Here is a 16997-nt window from a genome sequence, read left to right as displayed (position 1 = left end):
GGGGATTTGTGTATAGGACTCTTTCGCGTGTATGCGATCTGATCACTTAATCTTCCTCACTGAAGTACTAAGATGACATATTCATATGCTAAGCATTGGGCACAAGAACAATGTGAACAAGCTCAACTTCAAGACCTTCGAAGACAACGCCTCATCAACTTAGCGACTTCCATTACTAATCAACCAAAAGTCTCGGGTGCATTGATCGCCCGAACCACACAATATTAAAGGTAAGATTTTACTCTCCAGCAGACCAATATTCTTAGCGCATTTAAGTATATTTTACGTTTTGGCTTGCAACCTTTGATTTAAATATTGGCAATAACTAATTAGTCACAGTCGATACAAAGATACCAATAGATATCGTTGACATTGTATCACTCAATAAAAAGCCCCTTAGTACAAATGGCTAAAAAGGCTCCGATCGACCAAGGGGGGGCAAGGTATAAGAGAGATTAGTACTCTCACGGTTATTCAAGTCACAGATTCCATTCGCGAAGCAGCTGGAAATAAATTATCAATCAGAGTCAAAATTCTGAACTATTTTATCGGATAAACCATTTCTAGTTTTATTATCCCCAAGTTAAATGCCAATTATTTACAATTCTATCACGATCAAAATCACGTTTATTCTATGACAATTTTGTCATCAATTATCTACAATTAAGTTAATATTTATATTTTATAAAATATAGTTTATTAATCGATGTAACAGTGGTATACATTATCCATTAATCTCATATTTATTGTCAGGTTACTAATTTTAGAACCTGACAAATACATAAAAATATGGTATCCGTAAATTTTGCCAATTTTTTCAGGTGTTTAGATATGAACGTTGAAGAAAGAAACATGGAAGAAGCATGCAAGAAATTTAAAAGCCACCTTGGCTTCAATAATAGAAACGTGATTCACGTTGCATTTTCAAGAATAGATACCGTTCAAAATAAACTATTAACAATCTGTACAGACTACAGCTGGCACTTAGAATATTGGTCAGAAGATATGTATAAATCCGTTGGGCAGCGGTGTGGAGAGGGTGTAAATGTCTGGGATAAGATAGATGAAGATCATAAGCAAATACTCAAAAAGATATATGCTGAACAAAAAGTGGATGTTACCACAAAGAACGAAGAATATATCGATATACTTTCATTGGCTTCCAATCAACCACTCAGCGCTCGTTCTATTTTGAACCTTTCTTCACTAAAACCGAAAATAGGCTTTTTAGCTCAAAACATATGGCATATGGAAAAACCAAGTTGCCTTAATATACCCACACCTAAACTCGCTCCGGCCAGTGATGAAGCGTTAATTAACATCGATATTTCTCAATACTCATTTGGTGGCCTAACTTTCTCAGAAAAAGAAATGCAAACGATTCAATGGCTCTTACAGCTGAAATCAATAAAAGAAATCGCTTGGACTCATCGATGTAGCGAGACAGCAGAAAGAAAAAGAATTGAATCTATCAAAAGAAAGCTTAATTGCTCTGGAAAATCATCTTCATACCTCTTTAATGCGCTCAAGAGATCGGGGATCGCTCAAGCATGTCTATCCAACTACACCATGTATCAATAACATGTCGAAATCTCGAACAATGTTGCCGTTTCTACGAAAAAATCGGCTTTGATAAATACCGCTCTTATCAGGATGATGGCGTCACTATCTTATTGATGCGTGGCAATCATACTTATATTGAATTATTTAACTTTCCAAAGGAGGACCAAAAAGACATAACCATCAATGATTCACAAACTTTACCTGAGTTAAAAAAAACAGGTATCAGTCACTTTGCTTTGCAAGTAAGTGATCTAAAAAAAACAAGAGAAAAACTAAGTCCAAACTATCAATGTAGTGCAATACAGAAAGCGAGATTAGGTCTCTTTTCGTACTTTTTCGCTCTAGACCCAGAATGTAATCAAGTAGAATTTATACAGAGGAATAATATCTAATGCTATTGACTTGGAAGCAAAGGTTGGCTGTCGTTGCTGGCAATGCAATGGAGTTTTATGATATCGCTGTATTCGCAGCAATCGCCCCCTTTCTCACTCAAATTATGGAAAATCATGGATATGAGAATGCTACGACTCTAATATGGGGGATGTTTGCTTTACGCTTTTTACTACGCCCTCTTGGTGGCTATATCGTTGGAAACATCGCAGACTACTACGGCAAAAAAAATGCATTAATAATGACTAGTAGCCTTACTGGTTTCGCAACGCTCACTATGGCCGCACTGCCCACTGAACTTGAGTACGTTGTTTTTTACTTTCTCTTTCTGCAAATTATCCAAGCATTTAGTTTTGGAGGAGAGTATCCAACCGTTATAAATTATTTAACGAACCACTCCCCAAAAAAAGAAGTAGCAAGAACAAGCTGCCTCATTGTGGCGAGCTCTATTGTCGGTGTTTTATTGTCTATCGCTATTGTTGAAACACTAAAGTTCACGCTTTCAAGTGAAGCAATGCAAAGTTATGGATGGAGAATCCCACTTCTCATTGGTGGAGTTAATATTGCTGTCAGTTTTTGGTTTCGCTCTAAATTACCTAAAGAAGTCAACACTGTTGTAGAAAAAACAAAGCAGAGTCCAAGACAGTGGATACCATTATTCTTTATTTCGATGGGGGGGGCGGTTGTCTTTTATATACAAAATCTATCGAGCACTATTTTGCAAAAATCAGTCGATATTCCCCACTTCTCGCTGATAAACTCGTCATTATTGTTGGCATGTATTCTATTATCTGGTTACTTAACCGATAAGATAAGCACGCCAAAACACGCTTTTAGAACAAGTTCTTTGGCTGGCGCACTTCTTTATTTTCCCACTTACTGGCTATTAACTCACGCAATAACAGAAGTAGCCATCGTAGGAATGCTCATCATAAGCATAATTTCTGCAATAATACTCGCCAATTTAGCCGTGGTCCTCGCGCAAATAGCGAAAAACCAAACGGTAGTTCTTGGACTTTGTTACAATATCGCATTGTCTATTTTTGGTGGTTTAACTCCGCTAGTTGTGGCAATGACAACTGAATATGATGCTAGCTTTGTCGGATTGTACGCAGCTCTATGTGTGATACCAGCCCTTCTGTCCGTGCATTATTCTCTCACGCCACCCGCTCAGCCCCATACCCCTACTCTTCAACAATACTGAATGATTCTAATGGGTTAAAAGGCTAACTTCAGAGACAATATCGTTTTTTTTAAATGAAAGACGATATTGTCTATAAAAAACTCAAAAGCAATAAGAGAATTAACGGGGTAATTGCCACAATCTGGCTACGTTTTCAGCCAAGTTCGCAAGATTCATCTGCGCCTCTTCCAAAGCTTCTGGCAAGCTCATTGCGCGTGGAACACATACAAATACCGCGTCAATGCCGCACTCGTAGACTGCTTGGAAGTTATCACCTGTGCAACCTGCTAGGGCAATGACAGGCAAACCATATTCTTTCGCCACTTTCGCCACACCCATTGGTGTCTTGCCATGCACAGTTTGGTGATCAATACGGCCTTCGCCAGTAAAGACAATATCAGCGTCTGCTACATGCTCTGCGAGTTTTACGGTGTCTAACACAATCTCAATACCCGGCTTCAGTCGTGCTGGTAGGTAACCAAGCAACGCTGCGCCCATACCACCTGCGGCACCTGCGCCTTTTTGAGTCAGCACATGCTTGCCTGTCACTTGCTCTGTCAGTTCACCGTATTTGCTTAGAGCAGAATCTAACAGCTCCACATCCGCCGACGTCGCCCCCTTCTGTGGGCCAAAAATCGCCGACGCACCTTTCTCGCCACACAATGGGTTGTCCACATCGCATGCCACCAGCACTTCGCAGTCCGCTAAGCGAGCGTCAAGCCCAGACACATCAATGCTTGCTAACTCAGCTAAACCGCCACCGTTAGGAGTGATTGGCTGACCAGCACTGTCAAGAAACTGAACACCCAACGCCGCTAGCATACCTGTGCCGCCGTCATTGGTTGCGCTGCCACCCAAGCCGATGATCAAGCGTTGAATACCGCGATCAAGCGCATTCTGAATTAACTGGCCAGTACCAAAGCTGCTGGTGTTTTTCGGGTCACGTTGCTCACTTGGCACAAGGTGCAAACCACTTGCCTCTGCCATCTCGATCACTGCGGTTTCACCGTCACCTAGAATGCCGTAAAACGCCTCGACATCATTGCCAAGTGGGCCTTTTACGGTCACGAAAACCTGCTCGCCCTCAGTCGCATCAATCAAAGATTGAACGGTCCCTTCACCGCCATCAGCAACAGGTACCGTGACGAATTCTGCATCGTGCCAAACACGAGACAAACCCGTCTTAATCGCGTCACTCACTTGTTTAGCGGTCAAGCTCTCTTTAAACGAATCTGGGGCAATCACAACTTTCATTTCATTCTCCTGAAAACAGCACGCCGCGAGCGACAAGTCGCACGTCATCAATGTGGCTATTCTCACTTAAAATTTCGGCACATTCTTTAGTCAACCATCCAAACAATGCTGACTATGTTTGAATTATTTTGTGCATTTGCATAATTAGCTAATTTAGCTTTCTTAACTGGCTTGCGATATACAGCTCGGTCAATCCCGTAAAATCTTGCGTCGAAATGCCCGTCACTTCACTGATTTTATCCAGACGATATCTCAAGGTATTTATATGAATATACAAAGCGTTAGCGCAGTCATTGGCGTTACCATTGGCTTGAAAGTACGCCTCTAAGGTTTTTACTAACTGTCCAGATTTGTCTGCCGAAACCAAAGTCGCCATCGCTTGAGCGAGTTGTTCACCTTGCCAAGAATCGGCTAAAGGGGCGAGTAACACAGGTAAGCGATATTCAGAAAAGCCCAGCATGGTTTGCTCTGGATGAGAGCAACGACCGACAGCAAGCACCTGCTTGGCACTTTGATAGGAAAGAGGAAGCAGTGCTGCGCCATCAAAACGTTGCCCAATCGCGAGACGGACATCATCAATTTGATTGGCCGTTAAGCGGCGCTGAATACTCTCCAGCACACTTTGGTCACTACTCAAAGAAGAGGCACGTAAAGACTTAAGAACGACGATTTCATTCATCGACATGATCGCCACCAACGGCTTATCTTCAGAGCGATACAGCACGTCAACGAGGCCGCGTATGCTGTTCAAACTAACAGGAGCATTCTCTGCTTTAAGCTCGATCACGACAGCAACTCGGGGTGTTGCTAAATCGATGGAAAGACGCTGCGCCCAATCGTGCAACTCGGAATCACTAAGTTGTTGGTTCAACCATGCTGAGACAAACTCTTCTTGATGGCGACGATCCCATTGCAATTGCTCCACCAGCGAAGCTTGTTCAATCGTCAGTTCTGCTGTCATCTTCACTAACTGAGCGAACGCTCGGATGTGTTCAGGGTTGCCAGTGACACCCACCACGCCCACCACTTCACCTTTAAAGTGCAGCAGCATATTGATGCCCGGTTTCACGCCTTGCAATGATTGGCAACTTTGCTCATCCAACTCTAGCGAGTCACCATGATTCAGCGCCAGCACTGCACCATCATGCTTTTGACCAATGCGCTCAGCATCGCCGCTACCAATAATGGTCCCTGCCGCGTTCATCACATTGATGTTATGACCAATGATCGACATGGTGCGATCGACAATTTGCTGCGCGAGTGTGCGGTCGAGAATCACCATTTCCGTTCCTAAAATTCCACGATTGAGGCGTCAATAAATCACACTTTGTCTTCTATCGCCATGATATTGAACTGAAATCAACGCCAAAGTGAAACATCACGCAATTAACCTTAAATTATTTATGGCTACCTACCCGTAAAGTCGAGTATCACTGCTTATACTTATAGCCAAGCCACCCAAGTTTTTGTACTTGACGCGACTTGAACCGACAACCAAACAGTGACCGGAGGGAGACTATGGAACTGCGGAACAAGGCGGGCGACATTGCCAAAATTGCTGACAACCTCACCCTGAAAGAAATTACCGAGATGGGCTACACCGTCGATCTATGCGATGAAGCTTTTGACCCAGGCGAGCATTGGAAAGCAGAAGGGCAAACGCAAGGTATGGGCGAATACCCTGAGGAATAATCTCTAGGATACGCGTCAACAAGACCACAACCTTTAGCCGAGTGAGCCATCGCTCGGCTTATTCATTACAGACCAGAGGTTTGCGCTTCCTCTACAAACAGATGCACCTCTTCTAGATAATTGCCATTCGCACAGCCCCAGTCACTTACTTCGATAAATTCTCGGGTTAACTGACCATTCTCATCATGGATGACGTTTTGGCGAAACAAGTCCCAGTTTGTCGACTGTTTTGGATTGTTGGCATCCAAATAACGCTCGCCATAGCTTTCAATTAGCTGGTTGTAAGTATTCTGACGCTGTTCTGAGTTTGCCGATTCACTCAGTATCACAGCGCAGTTTTTTTCTATGATCTGCACTTGGTCATTGGTTGGCGGCGTCGTTGAGCATCCTGCTAATGTTAACCCCATTAAGCCCACTGTTATTCTTGTTTTCATTACTATTTTCCTTACTTTCAGCACCACTGCGAAAGACCGAATTTTATAAACTGCACTCCACGATTTCTAATCAAAAACGGAAAGATTTTGTGACTGACGCCTGCACATGTAAAAAGTGCGGTAAATTCCTGTTTACAAGCCATAAACATGACAAATGGATTTCGCATTCCTTTCTGCTGCTTAGGCGTGTAATAATCGACGACGATAAAAACCTCAATAAAGCAAACATTTGAAGGATCAAAATGACTGCAACGGAATACCTAAACGACCTCAACCAACGTTACCTCGCTATCCATCACACCAAAGAAGATTTCTTTTGGGAGACGTACATGGGCATCAGCGACGACCACGATGGTTCGACCAAAGCACAAACCGCTTGGACCAATTTCTTAAGCAACGCCGAGCAAATCTCTGCTATCAAAGCACAACTTGAAGCGGCTGAAAAAATCGCTGATCCACAAGAGAAACAGCAAACGCAAATTGGTCTGCAAGGCTGGTTGGCAACGTTTGAATCGCATGCAATTGAAGGCGAACAAGCTCAAACGCAAAAGAATGATCTGATTGCATTTGAAGCCGAGTTGTTCGAGAAAAAGCAAAATCACGTTCTGACGTTTACCAATGAAAACGGTGAACAAACCGAGGGCTCGTTGCCAGTATTGTCTTCGACCATTCGCGCTAATAATCACGAAGAAGTGCGTCAATCTGCGCACCAAACGCTGCTCGACCTTGAGCAATGGTTGCTACAAAACGGCTTTATTGAGCTGATCAAACTGCGTAACCAGTTCGCACGCTCTTTGGGCTACGAGACCTTCTTTGACTACTCAGTGAAGAAGACGGAAAAGATGAGCTCAGAGCAACTGTTCAGCATCTTAGATGACTTTGAACAGCGCACGCGCGATGCTCACCTAAGCAGCTTGGCAAACCTTGCTGAGCAAAAAGGTCAAAGCGCACTGACTGGCTACAACTTTATTTACTCGTTCGCGGGTGACGTCATGCGTGACCTAGACCCGTACGTACCGTTCTCAAAATCACTACGTCGCTGGGTAGAATCGTTCGGCCGTCTTAACATCGAATACTCAGGCGCAGAACTGACACTAGACCTGCTTGATCGCAAAGGCAAATACCCGAACGGTTTCTGCCATGGCCCTATCCCATCGTTCTACAACCAAGGTGAATGGGTTGCCGCGCAGGTGAACTTCACCAGTAACGCGAAGCCAGACCAAGTTGGCAGCGGCTACGATGGCATCAATACTCTGTTCCACGAAGGGGGTCACGCTGCACACTTCGCCAACGTGAAGATGAACGCGCCGTGTTTCTCTCAAGAGTTCGCACCAACTTCCATGGCATACGCAGAAACACAATCCATGTTCTGTGACAGCCTGTTGACCGATGCCGATTGGCTAAAACAATACGCGTTGGACGCAGAAGGTAACCCAGTACCGGATGAGATCATCCAAGCGATGATCAACAGCCGTCAGCCATTCAAAGCGTACGAAGAGCGCAGCATTTTGGTTGTGCCGTATTTTGAACGTGCGCTTTACCAATTAAGCGATGAAGAACTGACGCCAGAGCGCATCACTAAGCTGGCACGCGATTGTGAAAAGCAAATTCTTGGTTTGGAATGCAGCCCACGCCCATTGATGGCGATTCCACATCTTCTGTCTGATGAAGCAGCGTGTGCCTACCACGGTTACTTGCTAGCACACATGGCGGTTTACCAGACTCGCGCTTACTTCCTCGACAAGTTTGGCTACCTGACTGACAACCCAGAAATTGGCCCGCTACTGGCGAAACATTACTGGCATGCGGGTAATCACCTATCGCACAACGAGACTATCGTTAGCCTAACGGGTGAAGGCTTTAACGCTAAGTATCTGGCGGACGTATGTAACCTATCGCCAGAACAAGCATGGGAAGTGCAGCAGAAAAAAATTGCCTCGCTGCAAACTCGTGAACGTGCCTCAGTGGCGTCTTTAAATGCCAGCATCAAAGTGGTGGATGGCAGCAAAGAGCTTGCAAGCAACTCAGTCTCAGACGAGCAGATGTGTGAGCAGTTTGAGCACTACATCCAAGAGACTTACGGTCGATAAGCCAAACCAAGGGCTGGGGGTATACCCAAGTAACCTCGAGATGCTAGGTTCAGCGAGAATGACTTGGTTTGTAGACGCGGCGGCGATTTAAAGGTTTAGTGGGCCTAAATCAAGAATCGGCAACAAAGTATACAAGCCAAGGCAACTCGCCCTTTGGGAGCGTGTCATTGACCCGATTGCTGCGTCAAACAACTTGGAAAGAGGTGGCTATTACACTGCGTTGTTTTCCTTGTTCTCGAATCAATGACAACGCTCTGAATCCTGCATCTTGAAGTCACTTGGGTATATACTCCTAGCTCTTTTTCTATCAGGGAAGCAACCATGTACCAAGATATCCTAACTTTCTGGTTTGAAGAACTGGAACCAAAAGACTGGTTTGTGAGCAACGCCGACGTCGATAAACAAATCGAAGCGCGCTTTCTCACCACCTTAGAGCAAGCCGCTCAATCTGAATTGTTTGACTGGCGAGAGACAGCGCAAGGTCGACTCGCAGAGATCATTGTGCTCGACCAATTCTCTCGCAATGTTTACCGCAATACACCCAAAGCATTCGCTCAAGATGCCCTCGCGCTTGCCTTGGCACAAGAGGCAATTCGTTTAGGCTTAGACCAAGAATTGACGGACGTTGAACGCAGCTTCTTGTACATGCCATTTATGCACAGTGAATCTAAGCGAATTCATGAAGAGGCAGAGAAGCTGTTCAAAGCTCTTGGGCGAGAATCTAATTACGAGTTCGAGCTAAAGCATAAAGTGATCATCGATCGCTTTGGTCGCTACCCGCACCGCAATGCGATTCTAGGCCGAGATAGCACCGCAGAAGAAGTGGAATTCTTACAACAGCCGGGGTCCAGTTTTTAAGCAAGCACACCTGCCAACTGAAAACGAACTATTACACTAAGCATAAAGCCTTTTGCTCTCTTAAGGCTTTGTGTATCGTACTTGCCTTACGTAGCTTGTATAGCTCGAGCTCCACTTCAAATGACTCAATCCAAATATTAAGGTAACGCAATGATCACATGGCCTTGTTTGCTCAAACTCGATGGCGACGACGAACTGGTGTACTTAGCTTCATCAGAGCAGTTAAACGCCGAGTGCCAAGCATTGATTTGGGGTCAGGATGACATTGTGATTGATACGCAAGGACATTGCTTTGCATTGAGAAATGGTGCTAATAACACGGTGGAATTGGACCTTTTGCCACAAACATTGAGCGTACAGCAAGTGACAGAACTGATTCAAAAACACGAGTTTGCCCAAGCGCAGCGCTGCATCATCAAAATCCATTTTACTTCCGTCCAACAAGCGATTGAGGCCTTAGCTGATTAACAACTGCGCACTTTCCTCTGCACATCGAAGTTGCATTTACGAAAACAAAATGTGGGGCTATTGATTGGTAAAAAGTAGCTGGTCTGCCAATAAAATTTGCTAGTCTGTCACGGTGAATTGTGTGGATGGTGAAGTCGCTTATGAACAAGGTCGTATTAGTATTTGGTGGACTAGGGAACACTAAATCGTCTGTGGTGGGTTTGTATGAAAGCCTTCTGCACACCCTAAGCTCTCGCTTTGATATCGTCGCTATCGATCCTGCAGTTCAACATCCCAAGTCCTTTGTATCTCAGTTCCAATTCCCTTACTCCGCTTGCTACGCCAATCTTAATGCGTTTTTACAGGCTAACTCACATACTGATGTTACTGCGGCCTTCGTTCTCACGCCAGTTGGCACACATCTCTCCATCATTGAACAAGTGAGTAATGCTCTCGACACTCAAGACCTTCTGTTTGTGGTTGAGAAACCGTCTTTCTCACTGGCTGAAATAGATAGAGGCTTTAACCAAGTCATCCCTGAGCTTAAACGTCGCGGGGCACTATTTTACTTTATAGATACGGCTTTGGTTGCCCCTTCGCTTGAAGCGCTTTTTGCTGATTCACCTATCACACTGCCTGACGGAGTGCCCAATAAGATCATTGCGATTGCTGCCGATAACCCCATCGACAGTCATGAAGCAATCCAAGGTTTCCGTTTTGAAAACCGAATTGAATTACTCAACGCGAGAAAACTACTTAACTTAACCACCAGCGGCGGGGGAGGTTACGGCTTTGATATGGGCATCCACGCGATTGCTGGGCTAGTTCGTTACCTACATAAATACGGCATAGAAGACTCACAGATTGAACTGAAACAAGTCCGTGCCGAACGTATCAACGAATCGAAATTGGAGTACACACAAGGCGCTGAAACTCATCTCTATGTCGAAGGCGAACTTGCTTCACTGGAGGGCAGCATTGAAGTAGTGATTGAGGCAGGAAAAGCGGGTGATATCTGGGACAGGAGGTTAGAGCTGCACTATCCGAAGCGCGTGATCGCGATTGGTTTTGGCACACTCAAACATCCCTCGTATCTGTGGGAGAAAAGCCCAGATGGAATCAAGAGCACCACATTTGATGTCTCAGGCTCAGGTTATGCAATGCACTTTAACGACATCCTCTGCGCGCTTGGTTTTGATGCTAAACCGCGACTCTCACAGCAAGAGAGCGAAGCCTTGATGTCACAATCGATGAACTTGCTAAGCAGCGTCTTTGACGCCATCGGCGATACCCACCAAGCTCGCGAACAAAACATTGTCGTAGTGGATGCACACACACCTAAATACTTATCAGAAGCAGAGTTAGAGATCAGGAAAGAACTTAGCCAATACCTCGACCTTTTGATTCTTTGATTAAAGACCCTCCCTGTATTTCTGACTTAACTCATTTCAATTAAGTGATATAGTTTCTATTCATAACCTTCAACTCGTAAGTTGACTGATAGGAATATCATGATAAATCTATCCCACTTAATAAAAAATGATATGAACCTGCTGATTTGCTTGTACGTTTTACTGCAAGAACGCAGCGTGAGCAGAACTGCAGAGAAACTATTCTTATCTCAATCGGCCGTCAGTAAACAGCTGACTAAATTGCGCCAAGAGTTTGATGACCCGTTGTTCGAACGTGAGTCCAAAGGTCTACTACCAACACCAAAAGCGCTAGCACTAGAGAGCAAGCTGCAGCAAATTCTGATGCAAATTGATCAGCTCAGAGAGCCAGAAGAGTTTGACCCAGAACGCTCGACACGTGTTTTTAGCATCGACCTTATTGAAACCGCCTACTCCACGATTTACCCACGTTTTCTGCCTCAAGCCTTATCCAGTGCGCCAAGGATCACGATAAAAAGTGAGGATTGGAGTAACGGCAGCATTACTCGACTACAAAGAAGAGAGATCGATTTTGGAGTAGGTATCTTTGAGTTTGATGCCCGTTCTAAAACCCATGTCGATACCATCCCCGACACACTGAATTATGCCGAGCTGATGCGTGACACCTCTGCTTGTATCATGCGAAAAGGACACCCTGCGTTAGAGGAAAAGTGGAACCTCAATACCTTCTTGAAATACCGCCACATTCAAGTCATCACTGGTGGCGTATCTAGTTGGCTATTACATGAAGTTTTGGATACGAAACGACTGCGCATTGATAACGCCGTCAACATGTCCGATATTTCCAGCGCAGTGAAACTGTGTGAGAAGAGCGACTTATTACTCACCTATCCTTACAAAAGCATCCGCGAGTTCGAAGGCAAATCGGATATTGTGATTAAGCCGCTCCCAATCGAGATGGAACCAGGCGGGTTCTTTCTACTTTGGAACAAACAACTCGACAATGACCCAAGCCATAAATGGCTAAGAGAGCTCATCGTCAGTCAGTCTTATGCCTAATCACAAAGCCTGTAACCAAAGTAGAAAGTACAAAGCTAAGAGTTGATGTACTTTAAATGAACATTCAAACGCCAAAAATAGAGTGCTTGCAAAGCGATAACAGAGAATGTCGAAAGTAATTCAACGATAAAATAATGTTGAGCGCCAAAGTCGAAAGAGACGATAGCCATCCCAACAAGCACAGATAAAGCGACAAATCTAAACGACAAAGGGATAGATAAAGCGATAGAGCGAAGAATGTAGGTTTTACCATCTCTATTATTCGTTCTATACGTGACTATTACACCCAAAATTGACACGACTAAGATACCAATCGCCTCGGTTATCATAACTTCATTGCTTACATACGGCGCCAAGAACATCAAGTAAGGTGTCACCGTATAAAAGATTAAGAATATTAAAGCGTATTTTATCCAATCACTGTCTGGCACTTTGTTGTCTTTTAGTTCCTCAGACAGCTTTGATGTTTTCCAAATGTACAAATTATTATTCCTTTTATGTGAGCTCAGATTGAAGGCTCGCCTAAAACCCTAACTACCAACGTTCAAACACAACTAGTTAATATCAATAAAAACAGATAACTAGCAGCAACTTCGGCCAGAAGTTTACCTCACCAAGCCATTCACGATAGATATAAAACAACCCAAAACACAAAGAAATTTATAAGATAACCATTTGATAAGCATGCAGGATACGCTTGTTTACCCTTCTCTCCATTGTTTGATAACAAAAAATTATTATCTTAAAAATCATTGATAATTTCATGTAATCAAAATTTCTCCATATACTCACCTCCATCGAAACGAAACACGAATTAAACATCACAGTTTTTTGGAGCAGAATGATGAAAATGAATCACGTAGGCATCATGGTTGGCGATATGGACAAAGCAGTAGAGTTCTACACTAAAGCGCTTGGTCTTCGCATAGTAATGAACAACACAAAAGTTATCGAAGAGCGCGAATCAGCAATCGGTCGTATGTGTATCGCCGTATTCGGTGAAGGCTTCAAAGGCTTCAACATCGCTCACCTAGTGACGTCTGACGGCATCGGTGTTGAACTGTTTGAAATGAAAGAGCGTCAAGAGCGTCACGAAGTCGACTTCTCTCGTCTAGGTATCTTCCACTTCTGTCTACAAATAGCGAAAGAGCAGTTCCCACAAACTATCAAACGTATTGAAGAGTTTGGTGGTAAAGCTCGCATGGACATCATGCGCTACCACCCAGAAGACGACAGCAAACAAGCTCAAATGATCTACATGGAAGACCCGTTTGGTAACCTATTCGAGCTTTACTCACACACTTACGAAGAAACTTACGCGTCTGATTACGAGTAATTGAATGCTAAAGAATCAGAAAGGGTTGGCCTAGTGCCAACCATTTTTTGTTTTGATTAGTTTTGATGAAACAATCCCACCTAACCTCCCCTTGGACTCAGCTTCGGCGATCAAAATACATCGAGAGCAAAGGGAAGGAACTGTCCAAGCTTGTTAAAGAGAGATTCCTGATGTCGCCTAGGCCTGTCGGAATAACTCGAAAAGTTGGAGATAAATTCCCCCATCGCACCAAAGAAAAGCTCTCCCCCTTGGACACTAAATGCAAATGCTGAGCATACAATGTCAATACAAGGGGGAGTTGGAGGGAGTTGCGAGTGAGAAACACAACCCTAATCTCGCTATATCAAAAAGATCCCGAGATACGTCATCACAACAATACCGAGCAAGAACTCAGACAAAGGCTCTCTGATCATCTTTAATTGAATAAAACGACTGAACCGAGTAGATACGACAAAATCGCCACCTCCCCAATCCAAACTCTTGAGGTTAAAACACAGGCTGAGGAATAAAAGATGACTGGCTGTCACGATGCGAGCATGGAAGAAATCCTCCGCGCCAATTGCAATAACAAAGGATGCAATATGGCAAATCGCAAGCGTCAGTTTTGGTAAAACAGAACGATACTCCACCAACAGCAATTGCATTAACCAAAAGCCATAAATCAGTTTTAATTGCCAAGGCACCGCCTCGCCAAACAACAGAATGCTCCCTTCACTTAGCAGAGTAGTTTGCGCACCAATGTGTATCCAATAAGCAATCGCCGCCGCCAACACCATCGAAATCAATGCCGATAAGTAAGCCTGCTTTTTGATTTGCACCATGATAAACCCAGCGGACTGCAAGATAAAAAACACGATCAAGCCTTTGTCGACGTATTCCACGCTTACCCACTGGCTCACAGCGAGAAAACATAACAGATTAAAGCCTGTTTCTAGACAAAGGATACGCTTTATCTCATTGGCATTTTCTACTGGCTTCGTCAGCGGCCAAAACAGCACAGGCAACATGAGTGTCAGCACAAATGTCAGCCACACAGAGCTTTGCACAAGTAGATAAAAACCACTGCCATAAACTAAGCAAAGTATCAGAAACAGCCCACATGATAATGGGGAGTAGACCAGTGACTTCATTGACTCTCCTCACTCTCAGAGAGGGCTCGCGCAACCACATCCATCGCACATAGATTGGCGGTTTCAATGCAGCGTTCTAGCGTAACAGGGACTCGCCAAGTTTGCCTTGGATCAGACAAGTACTCGCCGCTTAAGAAGACGTTAGAGAAGTGTTTCACGGTAGTCGAGAGCGTACTCTGAGCCGTTGGTTGCGTTAATGCATGTTGCAAGACCCAGCAACGAGGCTGGCCACTTTCATTGATAACGACATCGCCATGAAAGTGATCGGCATACAGAGCATCCAGCTCTTGCGGCGTGACCATTTTAGCCCCTAGCCCCACTCTGAAACCTTTGTAGGCCGAGTGTTCCAGTAAATCTAGTTGTCCGAAGAGTTGAAACAATAGCTCATCTTTAACTTGCTGCTCTGTACAAGACAGCATCGGTTTTTGATAAAGAAGGCCAAGCGCATTATCAAGGTCGGTTGCCGTCACCGACAAACAGGTCATTTCGCCTCGGGGCGTATTTCGCGTGGTCACGTGATAACTCAACCCCCAAGGAGAATCGAGTACCAAACCAACCGTCCTACTCTTCAATACCTCAGGTATCCGTGAAAAATAGAACTGGAATCCGTGACTCAGCACATAGTCATAACTCAGAGCAGGGCTTGTCTCAGCGAGTAGAGATTGTGTCACGTGAGCCGGCAGTGCAAACACATAATAATCGGCCGAAACGGTACTATCGGAATGAAGTCGAACGCCTTCAATTCGTGTTCGGGCCTTATTGGGGTATATGGCTTGTGCTTTATAGCCTAAATGAAATTGAACGCCCTGTTTTTGTAGATGGTGAGTCAGCGGGTTAATCAGCGCATCACTAATTGGTTTGTCCATTCCCAAGCTGTAGGCGTCTGGAGCAAATGGATGCAACTCTCCTTCTTTATTGTTGAGTAAATCCAAAATAGCTAGTGCGGGCGTATCATCAGTTGCGCCGATCCATCCGAGCAATACAGATCTTAAGAAGATAGCAAGCTTGGGACGGGTATCGTAGGAGAAGAAATCACGAACAGAAACGCCGAGTAAATCTTCTATCGAGTAAGGAGCTTGTAGCCGTTGCTTAAACCAAAGCGTATCCTTCACGGGCACTTGAGAATAGAGCATCGAATAAGCTGATTTTGCATCATCCCACAACTTTTCTAGGCGAGTGAAATAGCTACGCTGAAACGGTATCGTCTTATTACTTTGAGCCCAAGAGAATTGAACAACATTCTGAGGATAGAGTGAATCTAAACAACTCCCTGAATCTGAGGGGATTTCTTTAAGAAAATTAATCAGGTTGTAGTTTTTAGCGAAGAACTGTCGATGTGTGAGCTCATGCACCACGCCGCCATCATCTACCGTACCAATGCACTTGCCTCCGGTGTAGAGCTCCTTGTCGTAAACGGCAACATCAAAACCTTGCTTTATACAATTATGCGCGACGGCTAAGCCTGAAATTCCCGCGCCAAAAATCGCGACTTTCGGGCGAGAACGGCCTGCGCTAGCGCAAGCCTCAACCTCCCCTTCACTAATAGAATGGCAAATCATCTTCTCACCTCGAACTATCGGTGAAAGTTCACATGATTCGCGATTTCTACACGATATAGGTCGTGATTCGGAAGTTGCTCAAGCACGCCACTGATGTCCAGTTCAAACGGGCTATTTGCCAGTGAGCGGCACATAATCAGATCATCACCTACAATCATCACTTTTGGTGTCGCCCCCTCCCACACCAGTTGTGCTGATAAGTTTAAATCACTGATGTTAATGCCACAGTCATAAGTGCGAGAGCGTAAAACACCATTTTCTACTTCGTAACCACCAACCAACACAATGGGATGCTGAACAGTAGGAAAGACGATTGGATCGTTTAGCTCTGCAGCGGATTGAGTCGGAAAAGTAATCGCATCTTCAGCGTGAACCAGAGAAGCAGCAAGAAGGGTCACGAAGCCAAGAACGTTTTTCATTATAGTTTTCTCCATTTTTATATTTATTGCGGGAATGTTCCCAAACGAGAATGTATATCAATTGCGAACTTATCACTATTGGCTTAACTCGTTTAATTCTGTAAGAGATATGCCATTGAACAAATCTTCACCAAAAAAGAGGACAACTATAAATATCAACAACTTGAAAAAACAAAACACATATGAGCCTTC

At 44.3% G+C, this 16997-nt stretch carries 18 protein-coding genes; 11 read left to right on the top strand and 7 right to left on the bottom strand.

Annotation, left to right across the window (positions count from 1 at the left end; genetic code table 11):
* The first annotated feature begins 72 nt into the window (after positions 1-72).
* From KIV40_RS01795 to KIV40_RS01780, 4 genes are all read left to right on the top strand, one after another.
* A complete protein-coding gene (locus KIV40_RS01795) occupies positions 73-228 on the top strand; it encodes a transposase DNA-binding-containing protein (protein ID WP_285347813.1) in 156 nt (51 codons plus the stop codon).
* A 603-nt stretch (positions 229-831) separates the two neighbouring features.
* Positions 832-1581, top strand: coding sequence for a hypothetical protein (locus KIV40_RS01790; protein ID WP_285347812.1), 750 nt, complete (start codon positions 832-834; stop codon positions 1579-1581).
* Positions 1551-1955 (top strand): VOC family protein, encoded by a 405-nt coding sequence (locus KIV40_RS01785; RefSeq protein ID WP_285347811.1) that lies wholly within the window; start codon positions 1551-1553, stop codon positions 1953-1955. Before KIV40_RS01790 ends, KIV40_RS01785 begins: the two co-directional genes overlap by 31 nt.
* 23 nt (positions 1956-1978) lie before the next feature.
* Positions 1979-3157, top strand: a complete 1179-nt coding sequence (locus KIV40_RS01780) for an MFS transporter (protein WP_285347810.1) — start codon at positions 1979-1981, stop codon at positions 3155-3157.
* 99 nt (positions 3158-3256) lie between these two features.
* Here KIV40_RS01780 and KIV40_RS01775 read toward each other — a convergent pair whose 3' ends face one another.
* Together KIV40_RS01775 and KIV40_RS01770 are read right to left on the bottom strand one after the other, a co-directional pair.
* Positions 3257-4390, bottom strand: coding sequence for a glycerate kinase (locus KIV40_RS01775; protein WP_285347809.1), 1134 nt, complete (start codon positions 4388-4390; stop codon positions 3257-3259).
* Positions 4391-4538: 148 nt separating this feature from the next.
* Positions 4539-5672: a sugar diacid recognition domain-containing protein gene (locus tag KIV40_RS01770; protein ID WP_285347808.1), complete on the bottom strand. Its 1134-nt coding sequence runs from the start codon at positions 5670-5672 to the stop codon at positions 4539-4541.
* Between the two features lie 236 nt (positions 5673-5908).
* Here KIV40_RS01770 and KIV40_RS01765 point away from each other — a divergent pair, with 236 nt between their 5' ends.
* Positions 5909-6082 carry a hypothetical protein gene (locus tag KIV40_RS01765; RefSeq protein ID WP_005428284.1) on the top strand — a complete coding sequence of 58 codons (174 nt, stop codon included), beginning with the start codon at positions 5909-5911 and terminating at the stop codon, positions 6080-6082.
* Between the two features lie 65 nt (positions 6083-6147).
* Here KIV40_RS01765 and KIV40_RS01760 read toward each other — a convergent pair whose 3' ends face one another.
* Positions 6148-6516: a hypothetical protein gene (locus tag KIV40_RS01760; protein WP_285347807.1), complete on the bottom strand. Its 369-nt coding sequence runs from the start codon at positions 6514-6516 to the stop codon at positions 6148-6150.
* Between the two features lie 242 nt (positions 6517-6758).
* Here KIV40_RS01760 and KIV40_RS01755 point away from each other — a divergent pair, with 242 nt between their 5' ends.
* The 5 genes from KIV40_RS01755 to KIV40_RS01735 all read left to right on the top strand — a co-directional run bounded on the left by KIV40_RS01755 (position 6759) and on the right by KIV40_RS01735 (position 12361).
* Complete coding sequence (locus tag KIV40_RS01755; RefSeq protein WP_285347806.1) at positions 6759-8606, top strand: M3 family metallopeptidase; 1848 nt, start codon at positions 6759-6761, stop codon at positions 8604-8606.
* 321 nt (positions 8607-8927) lie between these two features.
* Positions 8928-9464: a DUF924 family protein gene (locus KIV40_RS01750; protein ID WP_285347805.1), complete on the top strand. Its 537-nt coding sequence runs from the start codon at positions 8928-8930 to the stop codon at positions 9462-9464.
* A gap of 150 nt (positions 9465-9614) precedes the next feature.
* A complete protein-coding gene (locus tag KIV40_RS01745; protein ID WP_010645482.1) occupies positions 9615-9932 on the top strand; it encodes a DUF4144 family protein in 318 nt (105 codons plus the stop codon).
* Positions 9933-10072: 140 nt separating this feature from the next.
* Positions 10073-11323 (top strand): hypothetical protein, encoded by a 1251-nt coding sequence (locus tag KIV40_RS01740; RefSeq protein ID WP_285347804.1) that lies wholly within the window; start codon positions 10073-10075, stop codon positions 11321-11323.
* 99 nt (positions 11324-11422) lie between these two features.
* The gene (locus KIV40_RS01735; protein WP_005428457.1) at positions 11423-12361 is read left to right on the top strand and encodes a LysR family transcriptional regulator; all 939 of its coding nucleotides are present in this window, start codon (positions 11423-11425) and stop codon (positions 12359-12361) included.
* Between the two features lie 35 nt (positions 12362-12396).
* Here the strand turns inward: KIV40_RS01735 and KIV40_RS01730 are convergent, their stop codons facing one another.
* On the bottom strand, positions 12397-12843 hold the full coding sequence (locus KIV40_RS01730; protein ID WP_010645458.1) for a hypothetical protein: 447 nt from the start codon (positions 12841-12843) through the stop codon (positions 12397-12399).
* A 362-nt stretch (positions 12844-13205) separates the two neighbouring features.
* On the opposite strand from KIV40_RS01730, the gene KIV40_RS01725 reads away from it, so the two are divergent.
* Positions 13206-13697 carry a VOC family protein gene (locus KIV40_RS01725; protein WP_228175020.1) on the top strand — a complete coding sequence of 164 codons (492 nt, stop codon included), beginning with the start codon at positions 13206-13208 and terminating at the stop codon, positions 13695-13697.
* Between the two features lie 338 nt (positions 13698-14035).
* On the opposite strand, the gene KIV40_RS01720 is transcribed toward KIV40_RS01725, so the two are convergent.
* From KIV40_RS01720 to KIV40_RS01710, 3 genes are read right to left on the bottom strand one after another with little or no spacing between them, the layout of a single operon-like run.
* Complete coding sequence (locus KIV40_RS01720; RefSeq protein ID WP_285347803.1) at positions 14036-14827, bottom strand: hypothetical protein; 792 nt, start codon at positions 14825-14827, stop codon at positions 14036-14038.
* Positions 14824-16386: an NAD(P)-binding protein gene (locus KIV40_RS01715; protein WP_285347802.1), complete on the bottom strand. Its 1563-nt coding sequence runs from the start codon at positions 16384-16386 to the stop codon at positions 14824-14826. The genes KIV40_RS01720 and KIV40_RS01715 overlap by 4 nt, the downstream gene beginning before the upstream one ends.
* Before the next feature lie 14 nt (positions 16387-16400).
* The gene (locus KIV40_RS01710) at positions 16401-16805 is read right to left on the bottom strand and encodes a hypothetical protein (RefSeq protein WP_285347801.1); all 405 of its coding nucleotides are present in this window, start codon (positions 16803-16805) and stop codon (positions 16401-16403) included.
* Positions 16806-16997: the final 192 nt, after the last annotated feature.

This window comes from Vibrio sp. D173a, assembly GCF_030248475.1.
Note: the sequence above shows the minus strand (reverse complement) of the source record. Positions and strands in the feature narration are given on the sequence as shown.

Bases quoted from the DNA above. Each gene is read 5' to 3' on its own strand.
- KIV40_RS01765 (WP_005428284.1), top strand. From the start codon at position 5,909: ATGGAACTGCGGAACAAGGCGGGCGACATTGCCAAAATTGCTGACAAC.
- KIV40_RS01725 (WP_228175020.1), top strand. From the start codon at position 13,206: ATGAAAATGAATCACGTAGGCATCATGGTTGGCGATATGGACAAAGCA.
- KIV40_RS01775 (WP_285347809.1), bottom strand. From the start codon at position 4,390: ATGAAAGTTGTGATTGCCCCAGATTCGTTTAAAGAGAGCTTGACCGCT.
- KIV40_RS01735 (WP_005428457.1), top strand. From the start codon at position 11,423: ATGATAAATCTATCCCACTTAATAAAAAATGATATGAACCTGCTGATT.
- KIV40_RS01790 (WP_285347812.1), top strand. From the start codon at position 832: ATGAACGTTGAAGAAAGAAACATGGAAGAAGCATGCAAGAAATTTAAA.
- KIV40_RS01710 (WP_285347801.1), bottom strand. From the start codon at position 16,805: ATGAAAAACGTTCTTGGCTTCGTGACCCTTCTTGCTGCTTCTCTGGTT.
- KIV40_RS01720 (WP_285347803.1), bottom strand. From the start codon at position 14,827: ATGAAGTCACTGGTCTACTCCCCATTATCATGTGGGCTGTTTCTGATA.
- KIV40_RS01755 (WP_285347806.1), top strand. From the start codon at position 6,759: ATGACTGCAACGGAATACCTAAACGACCTCAACCAACGTTACCTCGCT.
- KIV40_RS01740 (WP_285347804.1), top strand. From the start codon at position 10,073: ATGAACAAGGTCGTATTAGTATTTGGTGGACTAGGGAACACTAAATCG.
- KIV40_RS01785 (WP_285347811.1), top strand. From the start codon at position 1,551: ATGTCTATCCAACTACACCATGTATCAATAACATGTCGAAATCTCGAA.
- KIV40_RS01770 (WP_285347808.1), bottom strand. From the start codon at position 5,672: ATGGTGATTCTCGACCGCACACTCGCGCAGCAAATTGTCGATCGCACC.
- KIV40_RS01745 (WP_010645482.1), top strand. From the start codon at position 9,615: ATGATCACATGGCCTTGTTTGCTCAAACTCGATGGCGACGACGAACTG.
- KIV40_RS01795 (WP_285347813.1), top strand. From the start codon at position 73: ATGACATATTCATATGCTAAGCATTGGGCACAAGAACAATGTGAACAA.
- KIV40_RS01715 (WP_285347802.1), bottom strand. From the start codon at position 16,386: ATGATTTGCCATTCTATTAGTGAAGGGGAGGTTGAGGCTTGCGCTAGC.
- KIV40_RS01760 (WP_285347807.1), bottom strand. From the start codon at position 6,516: ATGAAAACAAGAATAACAGTGGGCTTAATGGGGTTAACATTAGCAGGA.
- KIV40_RS01750 (WP_285347805.1), top strand. From the start codon at position 8,928: ATGTACCAAGATATCCTAACTTTCTGGTTTGAAGAACTGGAACCAAAA.